The 22,783-nt window shown below is 37.1% G+C and carries 24 protein-coding genes; 13 read left to right on the forward strand and 11 right to left on the reverse strand.

Features of this window, described 5'->3' with window-relative positions; translation table 11 throughout:
• Positions 1–44: 44 nt before the first annotated feature.
• The 6 genes from gyrA (at position 45) to ACFINX_RS05465 (ending at position 9,547) form a co-directional block, all read left to right on the forward strand.
• Positions 45–2,828 carry a DNA gyrase subunit A gene (gene gyrA, locus ACFINX_RS05440; protein WP_375668444.1) on the forward strand — a complete coding sequence of 928 codons (2,784 nt, stop codon included), beginning with the start codon at positions 45–47 and terminating at the stop codon, positions 2,826–2,828.
• Between the two features lie 24 nt (positions 2,829–2,852).
• Positions 2,853–3,359, forward strand: coding sequence for a pantetheine-phosphate adenylyltransferase (gene coaD, locus ACFINX_RS05445; protein WP_375611518.1), 507 nt, complete (start codon positions 2,853–2,855; stop codon positions 3,357–3,359).
• 2 nt (positions 3,360–3,361) lie between these two features.
• On the forward strand, positions 3,362–3,955 hold the full coding sequence (locus ACFINX_RS05450; RefSeq protein WP_375668445.1) for a peptidylprolyl isomerase: 594 nt from the start codon (positions 3,362–3,364) through the stop codon (positions 3,953–3,955).
• A gap of 18 nt (positions 3,956–3,973) precedes the next feature.
• Complete coding sequence (locus ACFINX_RS05455; protein WP_375611520.1) at positions 3,974–4,486, forward strand: peptidylprolyl isomerase; 513 nt, start codon at positions 3,974–3,976, stop codon at positions 4,484–4,486.
• Positions 4,487–5,944: 1,458 nt separating this feature from the next.
• Complete coding sequence (gene tgt / locus ACFINX_RS05460; RefSeq protein WP_375629052.1) at positions 5,945–7,063, forward strand: tRNA guanosine(34) transglycosylase Tgt; 1,119 nt, start codon at positions 5,945–5,947, stop codon at positions 7,061–7,063.
• A 1,284-nt stretch (positions 7,064–8,347) separates the two neighbouring features.
• Entirely contained in the window at positions 8,348–9,547 is a 1,200-nt protein-coding gene (locus ACFINX_RS05465) for an MFS transporter (protein WP_375668446.1), read from the forward strand.
• Positions 9,548–9,591: 44 nt separating this feature from the next.
• Here ACFINX_RS05465 and ACFINX_RS05470 read toward each other — a convergent pair whose 3' ends face one another.
• From ACFINX_RS05470 to ACFINX_RS05515, 10 genes are all read right to left on the reverse strand, one after another.
• Positions 9,592–11,019 carry an MFS transporter gene (locus tag ACFINX_RS05470; RefSeq protein ID WP_375629058.1) on the reverse strand — a complete coding sequence of 476 codons (1,428 nt, stop codon included), beginning with the start codon at positions 11,017–11,019 and terminating at the stop codon, positions 9,592–9,594.
• Between the two features lie 118 nt (positions 11,020–11,137).
• Positions 11,138–12,352 carry an NADP-dependent isocitrate dehydrogenase gene (locus ACFINX_RS05475; RefSeq protein ID WP_375613103.1) on the reverse strand — a complete coding sequence of 405 codons (1,215 nt, stop codon included), beginning with the start codon at positions 12,350–12,352 and terminating at the stop codon, positions 11,138–11,140.
• 896 nt (positions 12,353–13,248) lie between these two features.
• Positions 13,249–14,286: a tyrosine-type recombinase/integrase gene (locus tag ACFINX_RS05480; protein ID WP_375635011.1), complete on the reverse strand. Its 1,038-nt coding sequence runs from the start codon at positions 14,284–14,286 to the stop codon at positions 13,249–13,251.
• A 6-nt stretch (positions 14,287–14,292) separates the two neighbouring features.
• Entirely contained in the window at positions 14,293–14,511 is a 219-nt protein-coding gene (locus tag ACFINX_RS05485; protein ID WP_375618906.1) for a hypothetical protein, read from the reverse strand.
• A gap of 119 nt (positions 14,512–14,630) precedes the next feature.
• Entirely contained in the window at positions 14,631–15,254 is a 624-nt protein-coding gene (locus tag ACFINX_RS05490; protein WP_375668447.1) for a lambda exonuclease family protein, read from the reverse strand.
• A 1-nt stretch (position 15,255) separates the two neighbouring features.
• Positions 15,256–16,083, reverse strand: coding sequence for a recombinase RecT (locus ACFINX_RS05495; protein ID WP_375668448.1), 828 nt, complete (start codon positions 16,081–16,083; stop codon positions 15,256–15,258).
• A gap of 442 nt (positions 16,084–16,525) precedes the next feature.
• Positions 16,526–16,885, reverse strand: coding sequence for a hypothetical protein (locus ACFINX_RS05500; RefSeq protein WP_375634932.1), 360 nt, complete (start codon positions 16,883–16,885; stop codon positions 16,526–16,528).
• An 83-nt stretch (positions 16,886–16,968) separates the two neighbouring features.
• Entirely contained in the window at positions 16,969–17,727 is a 759-nt protein-coding gene (locus ACFINX_RS05505) for an antA/AntB antirepressor family protein (RefSeq protein ID WP_375668449.1), read from the reverse strand.
• Positions 17,728–17,798: 71 nt separating this feature from the next.
• On the reverse strand, positions 17,799–18,179 hold the full coding sequence (locus ACFINX_RS05510; RefSeq protein WP_375668450.1) for a hypothetical protein: 381 nt from the start codon (positions 18,177–18,179) through the stop codon (positions 17,799–17,801).
• A 223-nt stretch (positions 18,180–18,402) separates the two neighbouring features.
• Positions 18,403–18,735, reverse strand: a complete 333-nt coding sequence (locus ACFINX_RS05515; protein WP_375612684.1) for a helix-turn-helix domain-containing protein — start codon at positions 18,733–18,735, stop codon at positions 18,403–18,405.
• Positions 18,736–18,847: 112 nt separating this feature from the next.
• On the opposite strand from ACFINX_RS05515, the gene ACFINX_RS05520 reads away from it, so the two are divergent.
• From ACFINX_RS05520 to ACFINX_RS05530, 3 genes are read left to right on the forward strand one after another with little or no spacing between them, the layout of a single operon-like run.
• The gene (locus ACFINX_RS05520; protein ID WP_375668451.1) at positions 18,848–19,126 is read left to right on the forward strand and encodes a hypothetical protein; all 279 of its coding nucleotides are present in this window, start codon (positions 18,848–18,850) and stop codon (positions 19,124–19,126) included.
• Between the two features lie 10 nt (positions 19,127–19,136).
• Entirely contained in the window at positions 19,137–19,577 is a 441-nt protein-coding gene (locus ACFINX_RS05525) for a hypothetical protein (RefSeq protein WP_375668452.1), read from the forward strand.
• 10 nt (positions 19,578–19,587) lie between these two features.
• Entirely contained in the window at positions 19,588–20,265 is a 678-nt protein-coding gene (locus ACFINX_RS05530; RefSeq protein ID WP_375613781.1) for a hypothetical protein, read from the forward strand.
• Here the strand turns inward: ACFINX_RS05530 and ACFINX_RS05535 are convergent.
• Positions 20,255–21,136, reverse strand: coding sequence for a hypothetical protein (locus ACFINX_RS05535; protein WP_375668453.1), 882 nt, complete (start codon positions 21,134–21,136; stop codon positions 20,255–20,257). The genes ACFINX_RS05530 and ACFINX_RS05535 overlap by 11 nt on opposite strands.
• A gap of 75 nt (positions 21,137–21,211) precedes the next feature.
• Here ACFINX_RS05535 and ACFINX_RS05540 point away from each other — a divergent pair, with 75 nt between their 5' ends.
• The 4 genes from ACFINX_RS05540 to ACFINX_RS05555 all read left to right on the forward strand — a co-directional run.
• Positions 21,212–21,685: a crossover junction endodeoxyribonuclease RuvC gene (locus ACFINX_RS05540; protein ID WP_375627686.1), complete on the forward strand. Its 474-nt coding sequence runs from the start codon at positions 21,212–21,214 to the stop codon at positions 21,683–21,685.
• On the forward strand, positions 21,675–22,028 hold the full coding sequence (locus tag ACFINX_RS05545) for a DUF1376 domain-containing protein (RefSeq protein ID WP_375668454.1): 354 nt from the start codon (positions 21,675–21,677) through the stop codon (positions 22,026–22,028). Before ACFINX_RS05540 ends, ACFINX_RS05545 begins: the two co-directional genes overlap by 11 nt.
• Complete coding sequence (locus tag ACFINX_RS05550; RefSeq protein WP_375668455.1) at positions 22,018–22,341, forward strand: DUF1376 domain-containing protein; 324 nt, start codon at positions 22,018–22,020, stop codon at positions 22,339–22,341. Before ACFINX_RS05545 ends, ACFINX_RS05550 begins: the two co-directional genes overlap by 11 nt.
• A partial coding sequence (locus tag ACFINX_RS05555) for a DUF1376 domain-containing protein (protein WP_375668456.1) occupies positions 22,331–22,783 on the forward strand: 453 nt, incomplete at its 3' end. The genes ACFINX_RS05550 and ACFINX_RS05555, both read left to right, overlap by 11 nt.

Here is a 22,783-nt window from a genome sequence, read left to right on the forward strand (position 1 = left end):
CTATAAATAAAGTGAAATGATTCTTTTTTGAAAGTTTTGAAATTGTGACCGATCTTACTCCACACCCAGAACGTGATGTGCTAACCGGTATTGAACCAATCAGTATTATTGATGAAATGCAACGCTCCTATCTCGATTATGCGATGAGCGTGATTGTTTCACGTGCACTCCCTGATGTCCGTGATGGTCTTAAGCCTGTTCATCGACGTATCCTTCATGCTATGAATGAGATGGGGCTTTCTTTCAATAAGTCGTATCGTAAATCTGCTGGTGTTGTTGGTGAGGTTATGGGGAAATTTCATCCCCATGGTGATGCTTCAATTTACGATGCATTAGTGCGTATGGCGCAGGACTTTTCTTTAAGAAATCCATTAATTGATGGTCAGGGAAATTTTGGTTCCGTTGATGGTGATCCACCCGCGGCTATGCGCTATACTGAGTGTCGTTTAGAAAAAGTTTCAGAAGAACTTTTAGCTGATATTGATAAAGATACTGTTGATTTTCAGGATAATTACGATGGGCGTGAGCGTGAACCGGTTGTCTTACCAGCGCGTTTTCCCAATCTTTTGGTTAATGGATCAGGGGGGATTGCTGTGGGAATGGCAACCAATATTCCTCCCCATAATCTTGGTGAAGTCGTTGATGGTTGTATCGCTTTGATTGATAATCCCGATATCACACTCGATAAAATAATTGAAATTATTCCTGGTCCGGATTTTCCTACAGGGGGTATTATCCTTGGCCACTCTGGTGTTCGTGCAGCTTATGAAACAGGGCGTGGCTCAATCATTATGCGTGCTAAAGTTGAGATCGAAGAAATTCGCAGTGGTCGACAAGCAATTATTGTGAGTGAGATCCCTTATCAAGTTAATAAGGCAACAATGATTGAGAAAATGGCTGAATTGGTGCGCGATAAACGCATTGAGGGAATCTCTGATTTGCGTGACGAATCTGATCGTGATGGATATCGGGTTGTTATTGAGCTGAAGAAAGATGTTGTTGCGGAAGTTGTTTTAAACCAATTATATCGGTATACGCCGCTACAAACTTCCTTTGGTTGTAATATGGTTGCTTTGAATGGGGGAAAACCCGAACAGATGACGTTGCTTGATATGCTTCGTGCATTTGTTTCTTTTCGGGAAGAAGTTGTCAGTCGGCGAACAAAATATCTTTTGCGTAAAGCGCGTGAGCGGGCCCATGTTTTGGTTGGCCTTGCCCTTGCTGTTGCCAATATTGATGAAATTATAGCGCTTATTCGCAAAGCTCCTGATCCGCAGACAGCACGTGCACAGTTAATGGAGCGACGCTGGCCAGCGATGGATGTCGCGCCTTTGATTAAACTTATTGATGATCCTCGTCATATTATTCATGAGGATGGTACTTATAACCTCTCTGAAGAACAGGCGCGTGCTATTTTAGAATTGCGTTTGCAACGATTGACAGCCCTTGGGCGTGATGAAATCGCTGATGAATTGAATAAAATTGGCGTGGATATCGCTGACTATCTTGAGATCTTGGCATCACGCGTACGCATTATGTCTATTGTTAAGGATGAGTTGAGTGCTCTTCGTGAGGAATTTGCAACGCCGCGACGTACCGTATTTGGTTTTGGTAGCGCTGAGATGGAGAGTGAAGATCTGATCGCACCAGAGGATATGGTGGTAACGGTAAGCCATAGTGGCTATATTAAGCGTGTGCCTCTTAATACCTATCGTGCACAGCGACGTGGTGGTAAGGGGCGTTCTGGTATGTCCACGAAGGATGAGGATTTTGTAACGCGGTTGTTTGTTGCCAATACGCATACTCCGGTTCTTTTCTTTTCATCACGTGGGATTGTTTATAAGGAAAAAGTTTGGCGGCTGCCGCTGGGGACACCCCAATCGCGTGGGCGGGCTTTGATCAATATGCTTCCTTTACAACAAGGTGAGCGTATTACAACGATTATGCCTTTGCCTGAAGATGAAGCGAGCTGGAGTGCATTAGATATTATGTTTGCGACAACACGTGGAACTGTGCGTCGTAATAAATTATCAGATTTCGTTCAGGTTAATCGTAATGGTAAAATTGCGATGAAACTTGATGAAGAAGATGAAATTCTTTCTGTTGAAACCTGTACAGAACATGATGATGTTGTTCTAACAACAGCCAATGGACAATGTATCCGTTTTCCAGTTGTTGATGTTCGGGTCTTTGCTGGGCGTAATTCTGTGGGAGTTCGTGGTATCAATTTAGCTAAAGGCGATAAAGTCATTTCGATGACAATTTTAGAGCATGTCGAGGCGACGTCCATTGAGCGTTCTGCTTATATTAAACGTGTAATGAATGAACGGCGTGCTTCTGGTGCAGATGCTGATGTTGAAGATATTATAACTTTTGATGAAGAAGATGGGGGTGCTGAAACAGAGTTAACAGATGAACGTTATGCAGAACTTCATGCACGTGAACAAATGCTTTTGACAGTGAGTGAGTTTGGTTATGGTAAACGTTCTTCTTCCTATGAGTTCCGGATTTCGGGACGTGGCGGAAAGGGGATTCGCGCAACAGATCCATCTAAAACAGCTGAAATTGGTAAATTAGTAGCGGCTTTTCCGGTGAAGGCGCAAGATCAAATTATGTTGGTATCAGATGGGGGGCAGCTTATTCGTGTCCCTGTTGAGGGAATTCGTACTGCTGGGCGCTCAACTAAGGGAGTCACAATTTTTAATACAGCCAAAGGTGAAAGAGTCGTATCGGTTGAACGTATTTCTGAACCTGAAGATGATACGAGTTCATTAGATGATGAAGGTGAGAAGCATTCTGATACAGTTGATATGAGCGAAGAAAAATAATTTTTAAGAGGAAGGAGTAAAGTCATGAAAATTGCTCTTTACGCGGGTTCTTTTGATCCTCTTACAAATGGTCATCTTGATGTTTTGAAAGGGTGTTTTGTGTTAGCTGATAAGGTGGTCGTCGCTATAGGGATACAGGCTGACAAAAAAACACTCTTTAGCTTCGAAGAGCGTGTTGATTTCATTACGCAGGTAGGGAAAGACTTATTTGGTGCAGATTCTAATCGATTGCAGGTTCTTTCATTTAGCAACCTTCTCATTGAGAAGGCGCGTGAAGTTGGTGCTTCATTTCTCATTCGTGGATTGCGTGATGGTACTGATCTTGATTATGAAATGCAAATGGCAGGAATGAATGGTGTTATGGCTCCTGAATTGCAAACTGTTTTTTTGCCGGCAAGTGTTTCTGGGCGCGCGATAACTTCTACATTGGTACGCCAAATTGCCTCTATGGGAGGTGATGTGACACCATTTGTACCGCCCAATGTTGCACAAGCTTTAAGCTCGAAATACCAATCTTTTAGGGGAGAATAAGTGTGTCTCGTAGAATTTTTGCTGTTTTGATATGTGTGTTTTGTTTTTTTTCATTGTCCGCTGTCGCTGGTAATCCTAGACCAGCAAGCGATGCAAGCCTTCTTGTTTTATCTCTCAAAGATGGTGATGTCATTATTCGTCTGCGTCCTGATTTGGCGCCAAAGCATGTTGCGCAAATCAAAAGATTAACAGAGGAGGGGGCCTATAATAATGTTGTGTTTCATCGCGTTATTCCTAATTTCATGGCACAAACTGGTGATGTAGAATTTGGAAAAAAAGGCAGTAGAGATTTTGATCTGAAACGCGTTGGTATGGGTGGCTCAAATTATCCCAATATACCGGCAGAGTTTTCAAAACAGCCGTTTAAGCGTGGTACAGTTGGGATGGCACGGTCACAAGATCCGGATTCCGCGAATTCTCAATTCTTCATTTGTTTTGAGGATGCTGCTTTTTTAAACGGTCAGTATACGGTTGTTGGAGAGGTTATAAAGGGGATGGATGTTGTTGATAAAATAAAAAAAGGTACGACAAATAATAATGGATCTGTAAAAAATCCTGATGTTATTAATGCTGCTACTTTACAAGTTGAGAAATGAATCAAGGGAGCTTTCCATATGGCTGAGAATAAAAATCCAGAGAATACTTTAATTCTTGAAACAACAAAGGGCAGAGTTGTTATTGAGCTTTTTGCTGATTTGGCACCTTGTCATGTTGCACGTATTAAAGAACTGGTACGCGAAGGTGCTTATGATAATGTTATTTTCCATCGCGTTATTGATGGTTTTATGGCGCAAACAGGGGATGTGCAATTTGGAAAGAAGGATAGTGAAAAATTCAATTTATCACGTGCTGGTATGGGGGGAGCAGAAAAACCAAATTTAACAGCAGAGTTTTCAAATCTTTCTCATAAGCGTGGTACAGTTTCTATGGCACGGAGTCAGAATCCAAATTCTGCTAACTCTCAGTTTTTTATTTGTTTTGCAGATGCTCCGTGGCTTGATCGTCAATATTCCATATGGGGGCAGGTTGTTGAAGGTATGGAAAATGTTGATAAAATTAAACGTGGTGAACCTGTTGCAGATCCAGATTCAATTACTAAAGCCATTATTGCTGCAGATGTAGAATAGTATAAACTATACTGATTTCAATTGTAAGTTTCTAAGAAAAAATACTCTTTTCTGATCAATAAAGGCACACGAAACTCTTTTGTAGTATCAGGCTTACCTTTTATAATTTCGAGCTAAGCATTGTCCATATATTTTCTTCAATCGGATCTTCCTGAAGAATATAATGCAAAGGATTTGTACAAACACCTGTCAGAATAAGAAAACGCAAAGTCTGTTGTATTATGGTTGTTGTTTGGCAAAGTGTTTTATAAAAAATTCGGCATTTCTCTTCAAGCCATTGTCGGTCTTAATGGTTTTATGATGTTACTTTCCTAAGAGAGCGTGTGCTTTTGTTTCTGCTCGTAAATCAACATCCCATCCTAATGCAGAAGCATGTTTGAAACACATATTAAGACGGATAAGAGCTTTACTCGCTCATCCAGTTTTCCTAGCAAGGTGGAAAACCAGCATTTATATATATATATATTGGCGTAATCTTTAAAATAAGAAGACAGTTTAATCTTAGAAGAATATAATAAAGGCGCAGAAGTGAAACAAATGGCTAGTCTTGCCATCTCCTTCTTAATTCAACTTTACTTTTTTAAAAGTATCTAATGCAATATCTTTTAAATAATGAAGATTATGTATGGACTTACGCTTTTATTTTTCTCGTTTTTTAATAGAGGAATGCTCCAAACGGAATACACTTGTGTTGCGTATTTACGTGTTTTTTAAGAAGCATTTCTTAGTACATATCAACGTTCACTTCCACGATGACATTCATGGCATGTATAGTTTTAAAGCTATAAATAGTATAAAATCTATTATGCACCACCTTCTTTAAAGCTTATGAAGGAGCAAGCGGGTACCATCATACGGCTTTTTCAGTCTCTAATGGTACGATAGAGCTTTTGGTATTTGAGAATCTTTACAAAAAGCATTTTTAGTTTTTTAAAGTATTTTTATTTACACGTTAATTTCTTTTGTGAATTATCTCTAATGCCAAGAGCTATCTCAATATTGTGAGTGGATAAGTGATTATGCTCATTTGCGTTTTTATTAAGCGTGAGGATCGCTGTGCCCAGTAGATGAAAAATTTTTATCTGTAAAAGTTAAAGAATATGTAAGCTGTACAATGCGTTCAAAATTTTCTTCTATGGGTACAAAGTTACTGCTTATGGAAGTATGTGAAGATGAAATTATTGTGATAATAATGTTGCAGTTCTGTTAAGGACAAGCGTAGGTATTTTGAGGTATGATATTATAAGGATTTTACTATTTTTTGGGAGCTAGATTATCACTTTTATTATGGTGGTTTCTTAACAAGAAATGTTCTTTTATCTCGTTTAATTTTTGATGCTGATTACAATATTGAGCGAATCAAAAATTAATTCATAAAGCTTTTGACAATGCTCGTAAGGGGATATCTTTTTTCTTTCTATAGAGATATGCATTGATGGAATCAAAAAGACGAGAGTTATGATAAAGACATTTCATTATAGAAAAATTGCTCAAGATGGGTATGCACGTCGAGGCGAAATTATAACGGGGCGAGGATGTGTTCGTACACCCGCATTTATGCCTGTTGGGACGGCAGGAACCGTTAAGGCTATGTATATGGATCAAATTCGTGATCTTGGTGCAGATATCATTTTGGGGAATACTTATCATTTAATGTTACGTCCAGGAGCTGAACGTGTTGCGCGTTTAGGAGGATTACATGAATTTTCACGCTGGAGCGGACCTATTTTAACCGATTCTGGTGGCTTTCAGGTTATGTCATTGGCGGGAATCCGTAAAATTACTGAACAAGGTGTGATTTTTCGTTCTTACATTAATGGAGCCTACTATGAAATGAGTCCAGAGCGTTCTATCGAAATTCAAGAACTTCTTGGTGCGGATATCCAGATGCAGTTGGATCAATGTATTGCATTACCCGCAACTGAAAAAGAAATGGAAGAAGCTATGGAACTTTCATTGCGGTGGGCGCTGCGTTGTAAAACAGCTTTTGGAGAGCAGCCAGATAAAGCATTGTTTGGGATTGTTCAAGGTGGTGATAATATGAAACTGCGTGAACGTTCTGCTCAAGCATTAAAAGAAATAGATTTAAAAGGTTACGCTATTGGAGGGCTTGCTGTTGGTGAGCCGCAGAGTGTTATGACAGCAGTATTGGATACTACTTGTCCGATTTTACCAGAGGATAAACCACGCTATCTTATGGGAGTAGGGACACCTGATGATATTTTACAAAGTGTTGCTCGTGGTGTTGATATGTTTGATTGTGTTATGCCGACGCGTGCAGGACGTCATGGTTTAGCTTTTACCCGCTTTGGTAGAATTAATTTGCGTAATGCGCGTTATGCAGAAGATCCACTTCCTCTTGATCCACAGTCACTTTGTCCAGCAGCACATGATTATAGTTGTGCTTATTTGCATCATTTGATTAAATCTGGTGAATCTCTTGGGGGGATGTTGTTGACGTGGAATAATCTTTTTTATTATCAACAACTTATGCAGGGAATTCGTGATGCCATTGAGGAAGGCTGTTATGCCGATTTTTGCGCTGAAACGCGTGCTCTATGGGCACAAGGACGCTAAAATATTAATCGTAATATAGCGCCTCATTTTTTTATTGAATTTATTCTCGCACTTACAAATTTAGCTAAAAAATGAAATTAGAAACATCTTCCAAAATTATAAAATTCCACTATCTTAGGATATAACAGTGCGGTTTTATAGGGCACATATTCTTTTTCTAATTACTAGATAAAAACAGAAACTGTTACTCCGGTACGCGCTACCTGATCCGGAGAAAAACAGTTTTTCTGTTTCTGACGACTGTTTACAGCAACAATGTTAATGAGGCGTTAGCGAACTCTTAAAGAAGTATGAAAATTGTATTTTTATGAGCTACTTTGTGTTTTTTATTACTAAAGGTAAAGAATGGATTATATACAATCGAACAGATAAATTTTTAGAAAATTAAAATAAAACTAAAATAAAATTACAACATTTAAAATGTTATAATTTTATTTTTTAAGTTTTTATATATAAATATTCTTTAAAATAGATTTATGTAATATTATTTATATAATAAAAATATAGATATTATGTCATAATAAATTAAATATTAATCACGGTAATTGTCATGTTTATAAAACATCAATAAACATACTTATACAAAATTTATTATATTTGTTTTTTGCTTTGTTTATAGAATTTATCTGAAAATAATCATAATATATTTACGTGAATATTTTAATTTACAGATAGTGAGTTAGATATCTGATGCGATTCCTCTGTTAGATGAGGGAGGGGTAAAGATGTCTAAAAGAGGGTATTTAATAAATCTAGAAACCAAGCACTATTATCATGAGAATTTTTAAAAGACTCTATAATAATTTATAAGAATGGCCTAAAGTTGAAATTATAGCTTATCGATTTGGGGGATCTGTATTCAGGTAGCAAAATAAAGCAACAATAATTTTGGGGGAGAAGTTTTATCTTTGTATCAAGATAATGATGAGATATTATTCACTTGTTTGAAATGCATTCTTCGGCAAATTTTAGAATTATTTATAGGATATAGTATATCGTTGCAAAATAAAGTTTTCACTGTAAAATTACAATGGCTGAAAAGAGGAGACAAAGTTTATTATCTGGTAGATCTGATAGAAATAGGTGAATACGTCTATGATCTTGAGGTTTTCAAAGATTTTCCATTAAAGAATCTTACTTAAAACTCTATAAAATGCTTTATATATCAAAATATTTCTAAAACTTTATTGGGGACTATTGGGCATGCGTATAATAATGTTTTGAATTTTTGTTTGTGTGTATTACAGATATTTACAGTTAAAACTCCTATCCAGAAGTGATAGTATGAAGGATTTTTATCAACAAAAGGTTCTTGCATTGGGAATTGATTCGAGAATACGGCGTTTAATAATTTTAGCTCTTGCCGTGGGGAGTTTTGCTATTGGTACTGCAGAGTTTGTCGCAATGGGGCTACTGCCAGAGATGGCACGAAGTTCCTATGTTGATATTCCTACCGCTGGTCAATATATTTCTGCTTATGCATTAGGAGTTGTGATTGGAGCACCTCTTTTAGCTGTGGCAACAGCTCAGGTATCACGCAAAACTGTTTTGATGGGATTAATGCTTTTTTATGCCTTAGCAAATATTGCTAGTGCCTTTTTTTCTGATTTTAGCATATTAGTAGTATTACGCTTTCTCAGTGGACTTCCCCATGGAATCTATTTTGGACTTGCGGCTATGGTTGCTTCTTCAATGGTAGAAATGAAAGAACGTTCTAAAGCTGTTGGATATGTTATGCTCGGCTTAACAATTGCAACCGTTTTGGGAGCACCCAGTGCTACTTGGATTGGTCAACTTATTGGTTGGCAGATTGCTTTTGTCCTTGTGGGGATGATCGCTTTATTATGTTGTTTGCTTATTTGGAATTTTTTTCCTTGTGATTCAAGTTTTCCAAAAACGAATCCTTTGCAAGAAATGGGTGCATTAAAGCAAAAGCAGGTGTGGCTTCTTTTGTTGATGGTGTCGGTGGGAGCGTCAGGATTATTTTCTGTTTTCACTTATATCAAACCAACATTAATGCATATTTCTGGTGTTTCACTTGAGTTGGTACCATTTATCATGCCGTTAGTTGGATTGGGTATGGTGGTAGGAAATCTCTTGGGGCCTAAATTGGCCGTTAAAATTGGTATTTCGCCGATGATATTTTTTTCTATGCTTTGGAGCGTATTTGTTTTTTTTCTTTTTTTCTTTTTATCCTATGCTCCGTTAACAGCGGCAATAGGATGCTTTTTTGTTGGAACTTCTTTTGCTGCTATGCCTTCTATACAAACAAAAATTATGGATGTTGCACTACAGGGACAGATTTTGGCAGGAGCATTAATGCAGTCTGCTTTTAATATTGCCAACGCTCTTGGTGCTGAATCTGGAGCATTAGTTTTAAAATTGGGCTATAGTTATGAATATACAGCTGTTTTAGGAAGTGTTCTAACTTTGTGTGGATTAATGGTTTTTTGCATCTCATGGTATATGGAGAAGCATGCTTAATATTTTTCATTTTTTTAATGAAGAAGGAATTTTTATATTTATTTTTAGTTATTGGAATGTCCTGTTGGGTTTTTCAATATGAAGTAAGAAATGCGCAGTGCTAATGGAATAGCAAGACAAAATAAAAGACCCATGAGCACTATAAGAAGAGTTTTTGCTGCTAAGATCATTCCTATTGTTCCTCCAGGATTAAAGAGGCCTGCAAGATTGGTGATGACTCCTGCTAGAGTTGCACTTAAGGCTGCTGAAAATAGTTGTACAGAGGTAAGGGATTCACTGGCACGGAGAGCATCTTCATCATTTGCACATTGTAAGATCCTTGTGAGCAAATGTGGCCATGCTATGCCCGCACTGATTCCAATAGAAAACAGTGCTAAGCAAATAATAAAAATATATTCAAGCGCGGAAACTTCTGTTGGGATGAGCCATAAAAGAATCATTATGCCTAACAGTTTTAATAGGGGCGAGTATACAATGATGTTGCGAATTTTTTTTGTGGAGAGACCAGCACTTGAGATGGCTCCACATGTCCACCCTAGGCTCATAAGTGCTGCTATATAACCAGCAATAAGTGGAGCTTGCCCATGAAGCTCTTGAAGAAAAAGTGGAAAATAAAGTTCTATACTGTATACGACTGTTGTCATAACGAGTATCAATGCGTAAACAGAAAAGATTTCAGAAGAGAAAGAAAAGGATTTGCGGGGCAACATAGGATGAGGGGTAGATGATTCGATTTTTGCTAGAACAAAAAGAAGACTAAGTCCGATAACTAATCCGCAAATTTTTGCTATTGTAGACTCCATAGCCCCTCCAACAGAAATAATAAAAATCAATAAGGTGAGTGTGAAAAGCTGGAGAAGAGGAAGAGGGGGTGTTGGAACATCGTTTTCATTCTTTTTTGGTAAAAATTTAAAGGCGATGAGTGAGAAAAATATAGCTAATACGCCAATGATCAAAAAGGATGCTCGCCATAGCCCATAATATACAGAAAGCCCCCCGATTGCTGGTCCTAACAAGGTTGATATTCCCCACATTCCAGAGATAATACTTAATGCATGTGACCATAAAGATGGGCTGAAAACAATCCGTACCATGGAATAGGATAGGGATAACAAAGAACCACTTCCAAATCCTTGAATAAAGCGTCCTATTAAAAACAATGGCATAGATGAAGAAATGCTGCACATAAAAGTGCCTAGGGTGAAGATAAGTCCAGAAATAACATACGCATTGCGAGGACCTAATTTCCCTAATATTTTTGTTGCAAGTGAAGTACCCACGAGTGAAGCTGTAATAAAGACAGTAGCCACCCAAGAATAATATATTTCACTGCCAATATGATTCATAAGAGAGGGTAAAATAGTAATAACAATATAAACGTTGGTGGCGTGTAACACAACTCCACCTGTAAACGTTAAAAAGCAAAGACCATTTTTACCCAATAAAAGCGCAGACCAGCCCTGTTTTTTCACTGTTGTTTGCTATTTAATAAAAATCTATCCTCTTTTTACTTATAAGGTACTTCTTTGAATTTGCCAAGAGAAATTCAAAGCTCTGTTTAGAGCTTTGAATTTTAATTTAAGTAATAACTTAATTGCCCATTGCTTTTTTGAGATTCTCATCAATTTTATCGAGGAAACCTGTTGTAGAAAGCCACTTTTGTTTAGGCCCAATCAAAAGTGCGAGATCTTTGGTCATAAAACCTTCTTCGACGGTTTTAATACAAACTTCTTCCAATGTCGTGGAAAAGTTTTTTAACTTCTCATTGTTATCTAGTTTAGCACGGTGCGCTAGTCCACGCGTCCATGCAAAAATAGATGCAATAGAGTTCGTTGATGTTTCTTCATTCTTTTGATGCTGACGATAATGGCGTGTTACAGTGCCGTGTGCTGCCTCTGCTTCAACAATTTTGCCGTCAGGTGTCATGAGAACAGAAGTCATGAGACCCAGAGAACCAAAGCCTTGGGCAACAATATCAGATTGGACATCACCATCATAGTTTTTACATGCCCATACGTATCCACCTGACCACTTTAATGCAGAAGCAACCATATCATCAATAAGACGGTGTTCGTAATATAATTTACGGTTTTCAAATTCAGTTTTAAATTCCGTATCGAATATTTCTTGAAAGATATCTTTAAAACGACCATCGTAAGTTTTTAGAATGGTATTTTTTGTTGAAAGATAAACTGGAACATTCCGTTGTAGTCCATAATTAAAGGATGCGCGGGCAAAATCACGAATTGACTCATCAAGGTTATACATAGCCATGGCAACCCCTGCGCTTGGAGCATCAAAAACATCATGTTCAATAACTTGATTATCATCACCGACAAATTTAATACTTAATTTCCCTTTTCCTGGAAATTTAAAATCTGTTGCCTTGTATTGATCACCAAAAGCGTGACGTCCGATAATAATTGGCTTTGTCCAGTTAGGAACAAGGCGAGGGACATTTTTACAGATAATGGGTTCGCGAAAAATGACTCCTCCTAAAATATTGCGGATTGTGCCATTAGGTGATTTCCACATTTTTTTTAGGTTAAATTCTTTAACGCGTGCCTCATCAGGTGTGATGGTTGCGCATTTTATACCAACCCCATATTTTTTGATAGCATTGGCAGAATCGATAGTTACCTGATCATTGGTTGCATCACGATTTACGACGGAAAGATCATAATATTTTAGATCAATGTCGAGGTAGGGATGGATTAATTTATCTTTGATATATTTCCAGATGATGCGGGTCATCTCATCCCCATCAAGTTCAACAACGGGGTTTTCTACTTTGATCTTTACCATTAGAAATCCTTTTTCTTTTAAGCGATACTACTTGTATAACACTTTCAAGTTTATAATGAAAAGTAAAAACAAGGGAAAAAAGCATTCAAATATGAGCTTTTAGAATATATTATCAATAGAGTGTAAAATTTTGTTGGAGGGTTTAATTTTTGAAAAGAAGTGATGTGTTTGCAAATCTATAATTATTCTATGATTGATGAAGAATCTGTTTAATAGATAAGGTAGTTAGATCACCGAGGGACGGGGATTATGCGTTTTTATTATCAGAGATTCCATTTAATAAGTTGATCGTATTCTGAATTATAGTTTCTTGATTTGTTGTGTTAGGTGAATAAGAAACTATTTTTATATTGCTATTTCAATTCTAAGCTTACGGTCTGTTTGTTTATAAAAAGTTTAATGTGATAACAAAGGCACTGTAATTAGAAATGCTTCATATAAAATGCGTTTGAGATAAACTTCAATTTTGAAGGTTGAAAAAAACGTATAAATGATGCGGCTGGTTTTAATTTAAAAATTAACAGCATACGCAAGAATATGACTTATAAAATTACCGTATCGCGAGCTAGAATCTTCTAATTCTTATGTTTTATCGATTCTTATTGTTATTAACTATGCGCAGTAAAGCACTATCCTCGAAATGCAACAAAGAAATTAATCACCTAATGATTCTTGTATCCTTTTTACGAAGAGATTCCTTTTAAAATCTTATTCCCTCATTTTTATTTATGCATCCCTCATTTTTAAAAACACAAATAAAATGAATATATTACACATAGAAAAAAGAAACATGGTACGCCCAAGGGGCGGGTATAGAGTAAATAAAATCAAAGAATTATATAGAATATAAGGGAATTAATGAATTTTGATTCTATTACGTTTTTTTGTCTCTGCCCCTAACTTTTTTGGAGCTTTTTTATAGCTTCAAGAGCTAGTCTTTTACGATCTGCACTCTTTGTATAAAGGGATGCCATCTGATCTTCTGTCCAGCCAAAAATTGCTTTCAATTGTGATACTGTTGCTCCAGAATTAGCTGCACGTGTTGCTGCTAATTTTCTTAATCCATGCGCCGATTTTTTAATTCCAGCCGCATTACAAGCGTCTCTAAATCCATTCCCAAAGCTTTCTTTGGTGAATTTTTGATTCACTTTACTACAGATAAATGTTTCTTCTCCAATAGGACCAGTTTCAAGCGTTTTAGCTAATTCCGGTAAAATGGGAAGAAAAACATCTGTTTGGAATTTACTTTTCTCTGTTTTGAGATGAATAATATTGTCTTTGACATCTTTCCAGCCAATGCGTACCGCATCACCACGACGCAAGCCCGTATATAAAAGAACATCAATCCAGACACGTTCATGGGTACCATGATGCCATATTTGATAATATTTTTCGACATCTTCTTCTGTCCAAACAGGAAATCCCTCTTTGTTTTTGAGGGGGGGTCTTTTTATTCCTAAAGCTGGATTATTTTCCAAAAGACCTTGATCAATCGCCCAATTAAAAAGTCCATTAAGGGCTTTCAGAAAATTTCTAGCCATTGCTGGTGTTTCTTTACGCCGTTCAACACCGGCTATGATATGTTTCTTTTCAATTGCTTGGTATGGAATGTTTCCTATGGTATCACATACCTTCATAAGAATGAGTTCTTTTTGTTTTTGGGTGACTTTAGAAAGGCTATGCCAATTGGAGCTGTTAAAATACTGTTTAAGGAGCCATGCGAATGAACCTTCGACTAGCTTACCAGTTTTTGATTTAGGAAGTATAAGCCCTTGTAACTCGGCAAGTGCGCTTTTGTAGTTATCAACAAACTCTTGCGTTCCATAGGTGCCGCGTATTCTAATACGTGGTCCATGACCAATACGTACATACCATATAATTTTACCATGACGTGTGACTTCTTTGACAAGATGAGGAGGACGTGGTTTAGGCATGGTATTTTACATCTTAGAGAGTGCGGTTTCGTAATATTCATTCTTTGACAAATCTAAAAGTTTGTCTGGGTGGCTAACTGAATTTGGTATTGGAATATCTGCTTTAAGATAGATAAGCAGTTCACCGGTAGGTTTGATTTCTATGAGTTCGCATTTTTGCTTTTTTGCTTCTCTTAAAGCTCGTGCAATGTCTGCTTGCGTTATGATAGCTTTACGAGGCGCCATATCTTTTCTCCTTACATTGAGATGCAATTCACGTGTGGCGTGAATCACGCATTACTTGAAAGTGTTAGGAAGGGTGGGGGTGCTCGTAGATATGCGGGGAACAAAACACCCCCATAAGGTTAAGCAGCTTTTGTTGAGAGTTGTTTTATCTCTCGTTCTATCTCTGCTAAAAAGGTTTCAACAGCTTGATTGATCTGTTCAATTTGTTGATCATCACGGAGAACACGCTTGACTTTCATGCGTAAGTGAAAGAATTCCCCCGTAAAACGTGGGTCATAGCTTACGAAATCACACCATTTTCGTCCTGTACAAGCCATTTGGAATTGCATTTGTGCGTGATATTCTGGTTTGATTTCATCACCTATACAAAAGCGCATATGTGTTACTGATCTCGGGCATTTGACTTCGATTAAACCGTCTTCTCCAATGAGACCATCAGGACTAGCCCCCGCCATTTCTATTGTGGGGTGTTGGATAAAGCCGCATTTTGTTATATCGGCATCATGAATGAAGCCATATTCTCTCAAGGCATCTTCTTCATGTTCGATACCCCATCTCATATCTTCAGTTTCATAATAGGGGCTTGTTTCTCTTGTTAAGCGCTCTGTTATGAGTTTGATTTTGTAGTCTTCATATTTGCTCGTAGGCAATCCTTTTGTAGTTTTATTGAGTATGTTGTAAATGTTTGATGCGGTGACTTTACCCAAGCGCGCTTGAAACCATTCTGCTGTTCTTTGTTCCATCTCACACCGCCGTTCTTTGTTCTTGTGGTCCATATTCTATATCTTGGACGTGAATATATTCGGCATCTTGTATAGGCGCCTCTATTTGCTTTTGTTGTAGGAAAGATTGTTCTTTTTCATGCTGTCTCTTTTGCAAAATATCCAAAATCCTTTGTGCTATTTCATCAGGAAGATCTTCAAGCTTTTGGACTCGTCCATACTGAAGCACTTTTTCTTCTTCTGTTTGAGTGATGTTTATTAATTGTTTGATTTGCGTAAGCACATCATAAGAAACTAACTTCGTTTGTATGTTATGGTTTGCTTCATTGATACGTTTTGCTTCATCTTCTTCATAAATACCGGAAAGCCCGAAAGCATAGCGAGCACATTGTATAGTGGCTTTATGGCGCAACATACGTGCGGGGTATTTTTTCCAAGGGTCACTGTGGTCTTGTTCGCATTCTTTGAGATATTCGGTGACTTCGATAGGGTCTTTAATGCCTTTGAGACGAATAGCACATTTGATAGCAATGAGATTCCCGTCTTTATCGAGTTGATCTTGAAAGGTCATCCCATCAAATTGAGGATTAGACTTAATGATCTTTATCCAACCGTCGATAGAAACAACGGGTATGATGCCGCCGCCTTTTTTAGGGAGAGCATAGATTTCTTTTGTTAAAGGGTTAAGTCCATAAGTATTGGCAACAAAAAGAAAAACGGCAAATTCTGCATCAGTGATGACATTAGCATTTTTATATCCAATACAAGTTTTTATGATTGTTTCTCGAAATTCTTCAGCAGAAAATCCATATTTTTCTGCCATTTCTTTTAAAAAAGTAGAATTTTTCATCTTGATTTCCTACATTGCGCGCAATTCACCCGTGGCGTGAATCACGCTTGTGTTAAAAGGCTGGTTTTGGGGTGTTAGAGTTTTGTCTTTACAGGTTGTACAATCCGATCAATTGGAATGCGTTTTATATATGCACAATGATCAGAATATAGCGTCAACAAGAAAGATTCATCTGAATTGGGTGGTATCATTTCAAATCTAGTGCATGCAAACGGTCTGAATTCGTATGAAAATGCAAAGCATTGCGATCCTATGAGTTCCATTGGCACGATATTCTCTTCACTTAAGAAGGCATCTATTTTGTCTTTAGAGATTATGGTATCTACATAGGGCTCGCCCTTATCTCCAGAGATCGTTATACAAAGTTCACCTGGATTGTGGGTATTTCTCACAACTAACTGCGAACACAAAGTAGGTTTAATTTCATATCTATACATAATAATTATCTTCTCTCGCTCGTTGTGATAATACTGCCTCCACGAACCTCTGAATCTCCGTAAATGTGTGCGTTACCATACACTTCTGCATTGCAATGAACACTTGCATTTTCGTAAACATGTGCTTTTCCAAAAATACGACCACCATATATTTTTGCGTTATGATGAATTGTTGCATTTTCATAAATATTTGCAAAATAACAAACTTTTGAGTTATCAAATACCTTGGCATTGTTGTAAACTTTTGCACCGCTATAAACCATGGCATCATTATAAACCCAACAGTCTCCTTCATGACTTAAGTTGCTCTCACCTTCTATAAAGCCGCCTAGGTCACCTTTCTTGATTTTTCCGAAGCTTCTCAATGCACGAATGCGGTGAAGGATTTTGCCATCAACTTCGATTGTTTCATCAGTAAGTTCGTATTTTTTTCCATGGTTTATTTCCCTTAATGCATGTTTTGTTTTTTAATCTCTTGAGACAACACACCAATTCCTTTTGCTGTGATTTTTGCGCAAGGAATGACTTTTTCTATTCCACTTGCGGTTTGAAGTGTAATGGTGGGACAATCCATTAGTCCTTTTTGGATTTTATCCTGATAAGGCAATAAGCGATCCCCGAAAGTGCGTCGATACACCCATCCTTTTTTCTGTAGGAAGAGAATGAATTGTTTTGGTTGCATTTCGAGCACTTTAGCGGCTTCAGTAAGACCGAAGAGCCCATCAGAGCGTTGTAAGCTTTCAAGAGCCATTGCTTTTGGTTTTAAATCTTCAATGATGATGTCTTTACGCTCATTTTCATTTTTTAGATGAGTTAATACACCTAACATTACTTGTGGACTTGAGTAATCGATTTGTGGTGTAACAACTTGCTTTGCACGCCGCTCGCATTCAATAAAATATTGACGGGCTTGTTTTCCTTTTTCATTACGCTCTACCATGGAAAGTTCTTTTGCCATTTCCAAGGTGAGATGATAATTAATTGCAATAACAGATCTAGATTTTGCGCTCGCCAAATTTGGTGACCGCAAATCTTGTGTTTTTACAAAGTCTTGTCCTTCTATAAAATTGTATCTGCTAATACGGTCCTTAATCCAATTGGAAAAGTCTCGTTTTGCTTCTAAGAATGCGTGCAAGTCACGAGCATTGACTGTTTGAACGTCTTCTCCGTTAACCGTGTTATTTGTAATAGCGATAGGATTATTCATAAGTTTACTCCATCCGATAATTTAATAAGAGGAAAGAGGGGGGGCGCTTTTAAATGCGCCCTTAAGAATTTTTAAAGCACATCACAAGGACGCAAACGGTGTTGTTTTTCGTAAGAACCATACATTGCATCATCATATTCGCGCTGTTTTATATCATCTAAAAAAAAACCGTATGCTGTGCTGTGTAGAATAAAGTCATGCGGTATTTTGCCATCAAAACACTTTTGTTCACGTAGTTTGAGATAAAACTCAGCAATATCTTCAGAGATATCTTCGTAACGATTAGTCGTTGGTTCTACGCGCAAAATTTGGACAGCATTATCGGTTTGGTCGATAAAATTGATAATGTCCTTTTCTTCTAATAAAGGACCAGATTTAGCGAGATTTTGTTCTTCATTTTCGCACATCACTAAGAGAATTTCATCAGAATTTATAAACACTGGTTTATTCACAAATGCCTCCATACTGCCTATTGGCAAAAGTTATTTTCTAAGATATGGGAGATAAATATATGCAAAAAGTGCAAGTGTCAACATAAAAATGTAAAAAGTGCATATTTATGCTAGATATGTTTTTTTAAAAAGTGCACTATCCACAATTTATGGAGATACAAAATGCAAATAGCGGAACAAGATTCTAATCTTTTAAAAGGGTTTTCTCAGAAAGAAAAGGAAACTATAACTTATCTTTTGATTGCCTTAAAAACTCAATATATAAAATCACAGACTTCTTGTTTTCTTCAGAAAGATCACGATAAAAATTCATAAATTCTTGATCAACATCATTGAAGAAATTGGGGGGGGGCTCGTTAAAAAACTCAGCTATTTTAACTAATTCCCCAATACTTATGCTTCTTGATTTTCCATTTTTGTAAGGATTAATCATTCTGCTTATAGTGGATTGATGGATTCCCAAGTAGGCGGCTAGTTCTATTTGAGCACCGTGTCCGCGCTCGTCTAATTTTTTTTCTAGCCATTGTTGGATACTTTTTTCAATATTGCTACTCATAATTTAAATATTATCCCTAAAAATACGTAAAATGCAAAAATGTGAAAGGTGCATTTTTTGTTGACATATGTAAAAAGTGCAATTATTTATTGTGCTGTTATGGAGATTACATATGCCTTCGAGATTAATTATAAAATATTTAGGTGGTTTCAAAACTGTAGCAACCATAGTGCAAAGAGATGTGTCATCTGTTTATAGATGGCGTGACATGCCAGCAAAACACCAGCAAAAAATTTTAGATTACGCACGTGATCATGGGATAGATTTGCGTCCAGAAGATTTTTTTTATCCCGAGCGCTTGCAGAGATTAATGCAAGAGCAACACCCCCCATTGTCGAAAATTAGCAAGAGCTGCGGTGTTGATCAGAAGGTCGATAGATTGCAGCATTAAGGAGATCAAAATGAGTTCGAATGAAATTTTATGGATAGCAGTGGTTTCAGTTTTGCTCTTAAGCGGAGTGATGTTTCGTATTGCATTGCATTATCGCGATCAAGTTAAAGCACTTAAAGAGCAGGTTCAAGATATTAAGAAAAAAATGAAAGAGAATGAGTTTAGGTATTTAAAGGAAAGCAAGCAGACAATTGATGAATGTGATGCGGATCTTGAAGAACGTGACAAGGAAATTAAACAACTGAAACAAAAGATAGAAGAACTAAAACAAAGTATAGATGCGTACCGAGAAGAGTTTAAACGGAAAAGTGAAAAGATACAGGCACTAAAAGCAGATGTGCAATCACGCGACGAGGAAATTCAAAGACTAACACAAGAGCTTAAGCCGCGTGATGAAGCAGTAAAAGCGCCGCTTCATAAGAATAAGAAGAGTAAGAAGAAGGGTAAGTGAGGAGAGAGGGATGGGCTTAATTGCACTTATTATATCTTGTATTGCTAATTTGTGTTCATGTTATGCGGTTTATACCAATTTTAAAAACATAAAAATGCTTAGACAAGCGATAAAAGAACGAGATGAGTTAATAGCGTCACAAAAAGCGTTGATGGAAGGACAGCTAGCAGAAAAAAATGAGTTAATAGCGTCACAAAAAGCATTGATGGAAGAACAGCTAGCAGAAAATGAAGAGAAAATACAACATTTACAAAAATTACAAAAAGAAGTGCAAGAACGTTTGTTGGAATCTGAACAGAAGAAATCTAAAGAGCAAGAATATTTGACTGAATATGAAAATATTTATGAAAATCTTCAAGAGTCTGAAGATGTTCGTGCGCTTGTAAGAGAGTTTGTAGAAAAAGCCCCAATTGTAAATGAAGAAGATGATAGAACGCAAAAGATACTAATACAATTGATGAAGGATGAGCAGAAAAAGAATGAAGCAATTGAAATTATTGAAGATTTCAATAGATGGTTTATGGCAAAACAATCGGTTACAGTTGCAGAAGCCAATAAATGGGATAGGGCACAATATTTATCATTTCTTCTTATGAAACCAAAGCCAATGACATGGGCCGAGTTGGCTGAAAAAAGCCCTGAGGAACAACAGCGTTATTCATCATGTTGGAAAACGGTTATTTATTGAATGGAAACAGCTTGGAATACAACAGATCGGATAGTTTATTACTTGGTTTAATATTAAAATATTCGGGGCAAAAAGTCACTTTTTCTGGTGGATTTAAAGGATTTACGGCAGTGTGCTCCATAGTCAATATTAAAGGAATTTCTGAGTTTCTGTCTATAGGAAAAACACCAATAATTAGTCCTAATAGACCAGAAGGTTTGAGGCTAAATGGATCAATATCGCTATGTATGGGTGGATCGACTCGAGGTTTCTTTAAGCATAAGTGTTTTTCCTGTTGAGGATGGATGTAATGTAGTGCTCCTAGTGATTGTGGCAAAAGTTCACGATAGCATGCGGACATAAAGATAAAAAGGCTATTATCCTGTATGCTGATAGAGTTGATTTTAATTGTTTGTTTTGTAGCATTTGTAATGATTAAAGATACATATATTACTGGAAAGATATCATTAGGATTATCACTTATCCATGAACTGTGTGTGGTAACACGGAGCTTTTTTTCTTCTAAAATCTCTAATTGTTTTTCCAGAACTGTGGCAAGCTTTTTCATTGATATCGCTTGTTGTCTAGTTGATTTAGCTATGTCCATGGCATTGGCTAATTCTGTTTTAAATTTTTCTCGATCTTCCTTTCTCAATTTTTCATCTTTTTCTCGATCTTCCTTTCTCAATTTTGCAGCTTCTATGCGATCTTCTTCTCTTGATTTTTCAGCTTCTATTTTGTCTTCCTTTCTTAATTTCAATGTCTGTTTAATAGAACGAAAAGCAAAAATTGCTGATAATAAAGCACCAACCGAAGAAAGTGCTGAAAATAATACAGAAAACGCTGAAAATAATACAGGATGCTGTTCTATCCAATTTAAAACTGCTTGCATATTTTACACACCGTTCTTTCTTTCATTTTCGGAAAAAAACAACCTAATAAAACACATTGTGTATGGAGAGGCGCAGTGAATAACACGATTCTTTGTTTTGATCTAGGTACCAAAACGGGGTGGGCGATACGTGGTGCAAGTGGTGACATGTTCAGTGGTACCGTGAATTTTCAATCGCGCCGTTTTGAAGGCGGTGGAATGCGTTATTTGCGTTTTAAACAATGGCTATCAGAAATAAAGCAGACAGCAGGTCAAATTGACGCGGTGTATTTTGAAGAGGTGAGGCGTCATAAAGGTACAGATGCAGCGCATGTTTACGGTGGTTTGTTAGCAACGTTAACGGCGTGGTGTGAACAGCATCAGATACCGTATGAGGGGATACCAGTAAGTACAATTAAGAAAGCGACGACAGGCAAGGGGAATGCGTCGAAAGAAGAGATGATTAAGGCGGTGCGTGCAAAAGGGCACAATCCGAAAGATGATAACGAAGCAGATGCTTTAGCAATTTTATATTTAGTTAAAGAAAGGGAATTGGGGTATGTCCATTAAATTACCATGGACGAGGCTTTTTGCATACAAATGGCTTCTTACTCTTGGTTGTTTGTCGCCGACCGAGAAATGTATCTATGTCATGTTGCGACTTCTAATGCTCCATACTGGTGAGCCTATTTTAAAGGACTTAAGGGTATTAGCTTTTTGGGTTGGTTATCCAGTAGAAGAGTTTGAAACAGCTTTGAATTCCTTGATTGAAGGTGGATTCATCATACGTTTAGACAATGGTGGGTTGTGGAATTCAGAAGTTGGAAAAGAACTCAACAGTCTCAGTGAAGAAGAGCTAGATAATTTCACTTGCAATAATAATAAAGAAAGGGAGGTGAAGTATGTCAACTAAGTTGCCATGGACGAGGCTTTTTGCAGACAAGTGGGCAATAGTTGTTGATTATTTGCCTGCTGTAGAGGGCAATATCTATATGCGATTACGGTTACGTATGTTGCATACTGGTGAACCTCTTTTTTATAATATTAAAGTTTTATCTAATTACACGGGTTATTCAGTGAAGAAGTTTGAAGCGGCACTGAATGTTTTGCTTGAAGAAGGATATTTCATTCGTTTAGCAGATGGTCGCTTGTGGAATTTAGATGTTGAAGAGGAATTAAAAGAAGCAGCTTTTATTGAAGAGCAGGAGGGTAATTATGGCAAATAAATTACCTTGGGTACGTAATTTTTATCAAGAGTGGATTATGGACTTTGCTGGCACTGATGCAGCAGAAAAAGCCACTTATAGTACACTCACTGCTTTTATGTATAGAACTTGTGAACCTCTTTATGATGATGCCTCTGTTTTAGCACGTGCTGTTGGCTGTTCAGTACAAACTTTTAAAAAATCATTAGAAAAACTCATTCGAAAAAAATTAATTATCCGCTTGGAAAATGGAAATTTATGGAGTGCACAAGTTGAAGAAGAGTTACTAAATTGCAATGAGAATTTAGAAAAATCTTCAGAAAAGGCATCAAAAGCAGCAAAAGCTAGATGGGATAAAAACAAAGATAAAAGTAATGATGATGCATGTGCAATGCATGAGCAATGCACAAGCAATGCATACGCAATGCACGAGCAATGCTTGGAAATGCACAATAACATTAAC

This window comes from Bartonella sp. AP36NXGY, assembly GCF_042195865.1.
Taxonomy (GTDB): Bacteria; Pseudomonadota; Alphaproteobacteria; order Rhizobiales; family Rhizobiaceae; genus Bartonella.

Bases quoted from the DNA above. Each gene is read 5' to 3' on its own strand.
- coaD (WP_375611518.1), top strand. From the start codon at position 2,853: ATGAAAATTGCTCTTTACGCGGGTTCTTTTGATCCTCTTACAAATGGT.
- ACFINX_RS05455 (WP_375611520.1), top strand. From the start codon at position 3,974: ATGGCTGAGAATAAAAATCCAGAGAATACTTTAATTCTTGAAACAACA.
- tgt (WP_375629052.1), top strand. From the start codon at position 5,945: ATGATAAAGACATTTCATTATAGAAAAATTGCTCAAGATGGGTATGCA.
- ACFINX_RS05465 (WP_375668446.1), top strand. From the start codon at position 8,348: ATGAAGGATTTTTATCAACAAAAGGTTCTTGCATTGGGAATTGATTCG.
- ACFINX_RS05475 (WP_375613103.1), bottom strand. From the start codon at position 12,352: ATGGTAAAGATCAAAGTAGAAAACCCCGTTGTTGAACTTGATGGGGAT.
- ACFINX_RS05480 (WP_375635011.1), bottom strand. From the start codon at position 14,286: ATGCCTAAACCACGTCCTCCTCATCTTGTCAAAGAAGTCACACGTCAT.
- ACFINX_RS05485 (WP_375618906.1), bottom strand. From the start codon at position 14,511: ATGGCGCCTCGTAAAGCTATCATAACGCAAGCAGACATTGCACGAGCT.
- ACFINX_RS05490 (WP_375668447.1), bottom strand. From the start codon at position 15,254: ATGGAACAAAGAACAGCAGAATGGTTTCAAGCGCGCTTGGGTAAAGTC.
- ACFINX_RS05495 (WP_375668448.1), bottom strand. From the start codon at position 16,083: ATGAAAAATTCTACTTTTTTAAAAGAAATGGCAGAAAAATATGGATTT.
- ACFINX_RS05505 (WP_375668449.1), bottom strand. From the start codon at position 17,727: ATGAATAATCCTATCGCTATTACAAATAACACGGTTAACGGAGAAGAC.
- ACFINX_RS05515 (WP_375612684.1), bottom strand. From the start codon at position 18,735: ATGAGTAGCAATATTGAAAAAAGTATCCAACAATGGCTAGAAAAAAAA.
- ACFINX_RS05520 (WP_375668451.1), top strand. From the start codon at position 18,848: ATGCCTTCGAGATTAATTATAAAATATTTAGGTGGTTTCAAAACTGTA.
- ACFINX_RS05525 (WP_375668452.1), top strand. From the start codon at position 19,137: ATGAGTTCGAATGAAATTTTATGGATAGCAGTGGTTTCAGTTTTGCTC.
- ACFINX_RS05530 (WP_375613781.1), top strand. From the start codon at position 19,588: ATGGGCTTAATTGCACTTATTATATCTTGTATTGCTAATTTGTGTTCA.
- ACFINX_RS05535 (WP_375668453.1), bottom strand. From the start codon at position 21,136: ATGCAAGCAGTTTTAAATTGGATAGAACAGCATCCTGTATTATTTTCA.
- ACFINX_RS05545 (WP_375668454.1), top strand. From the start codon at position 21,675: ATGTCCATTAAATTACCATGGACGAGGCTTTTTGCATACAAATGGCTT.
- ACFINX_RS05550 (WP_375668455.1), top strand. From the start codon at position 22,018: ATGTCAACTAAGTTGCCATGGACGAGGCTTTTTGCAGACAAGTGGGCA.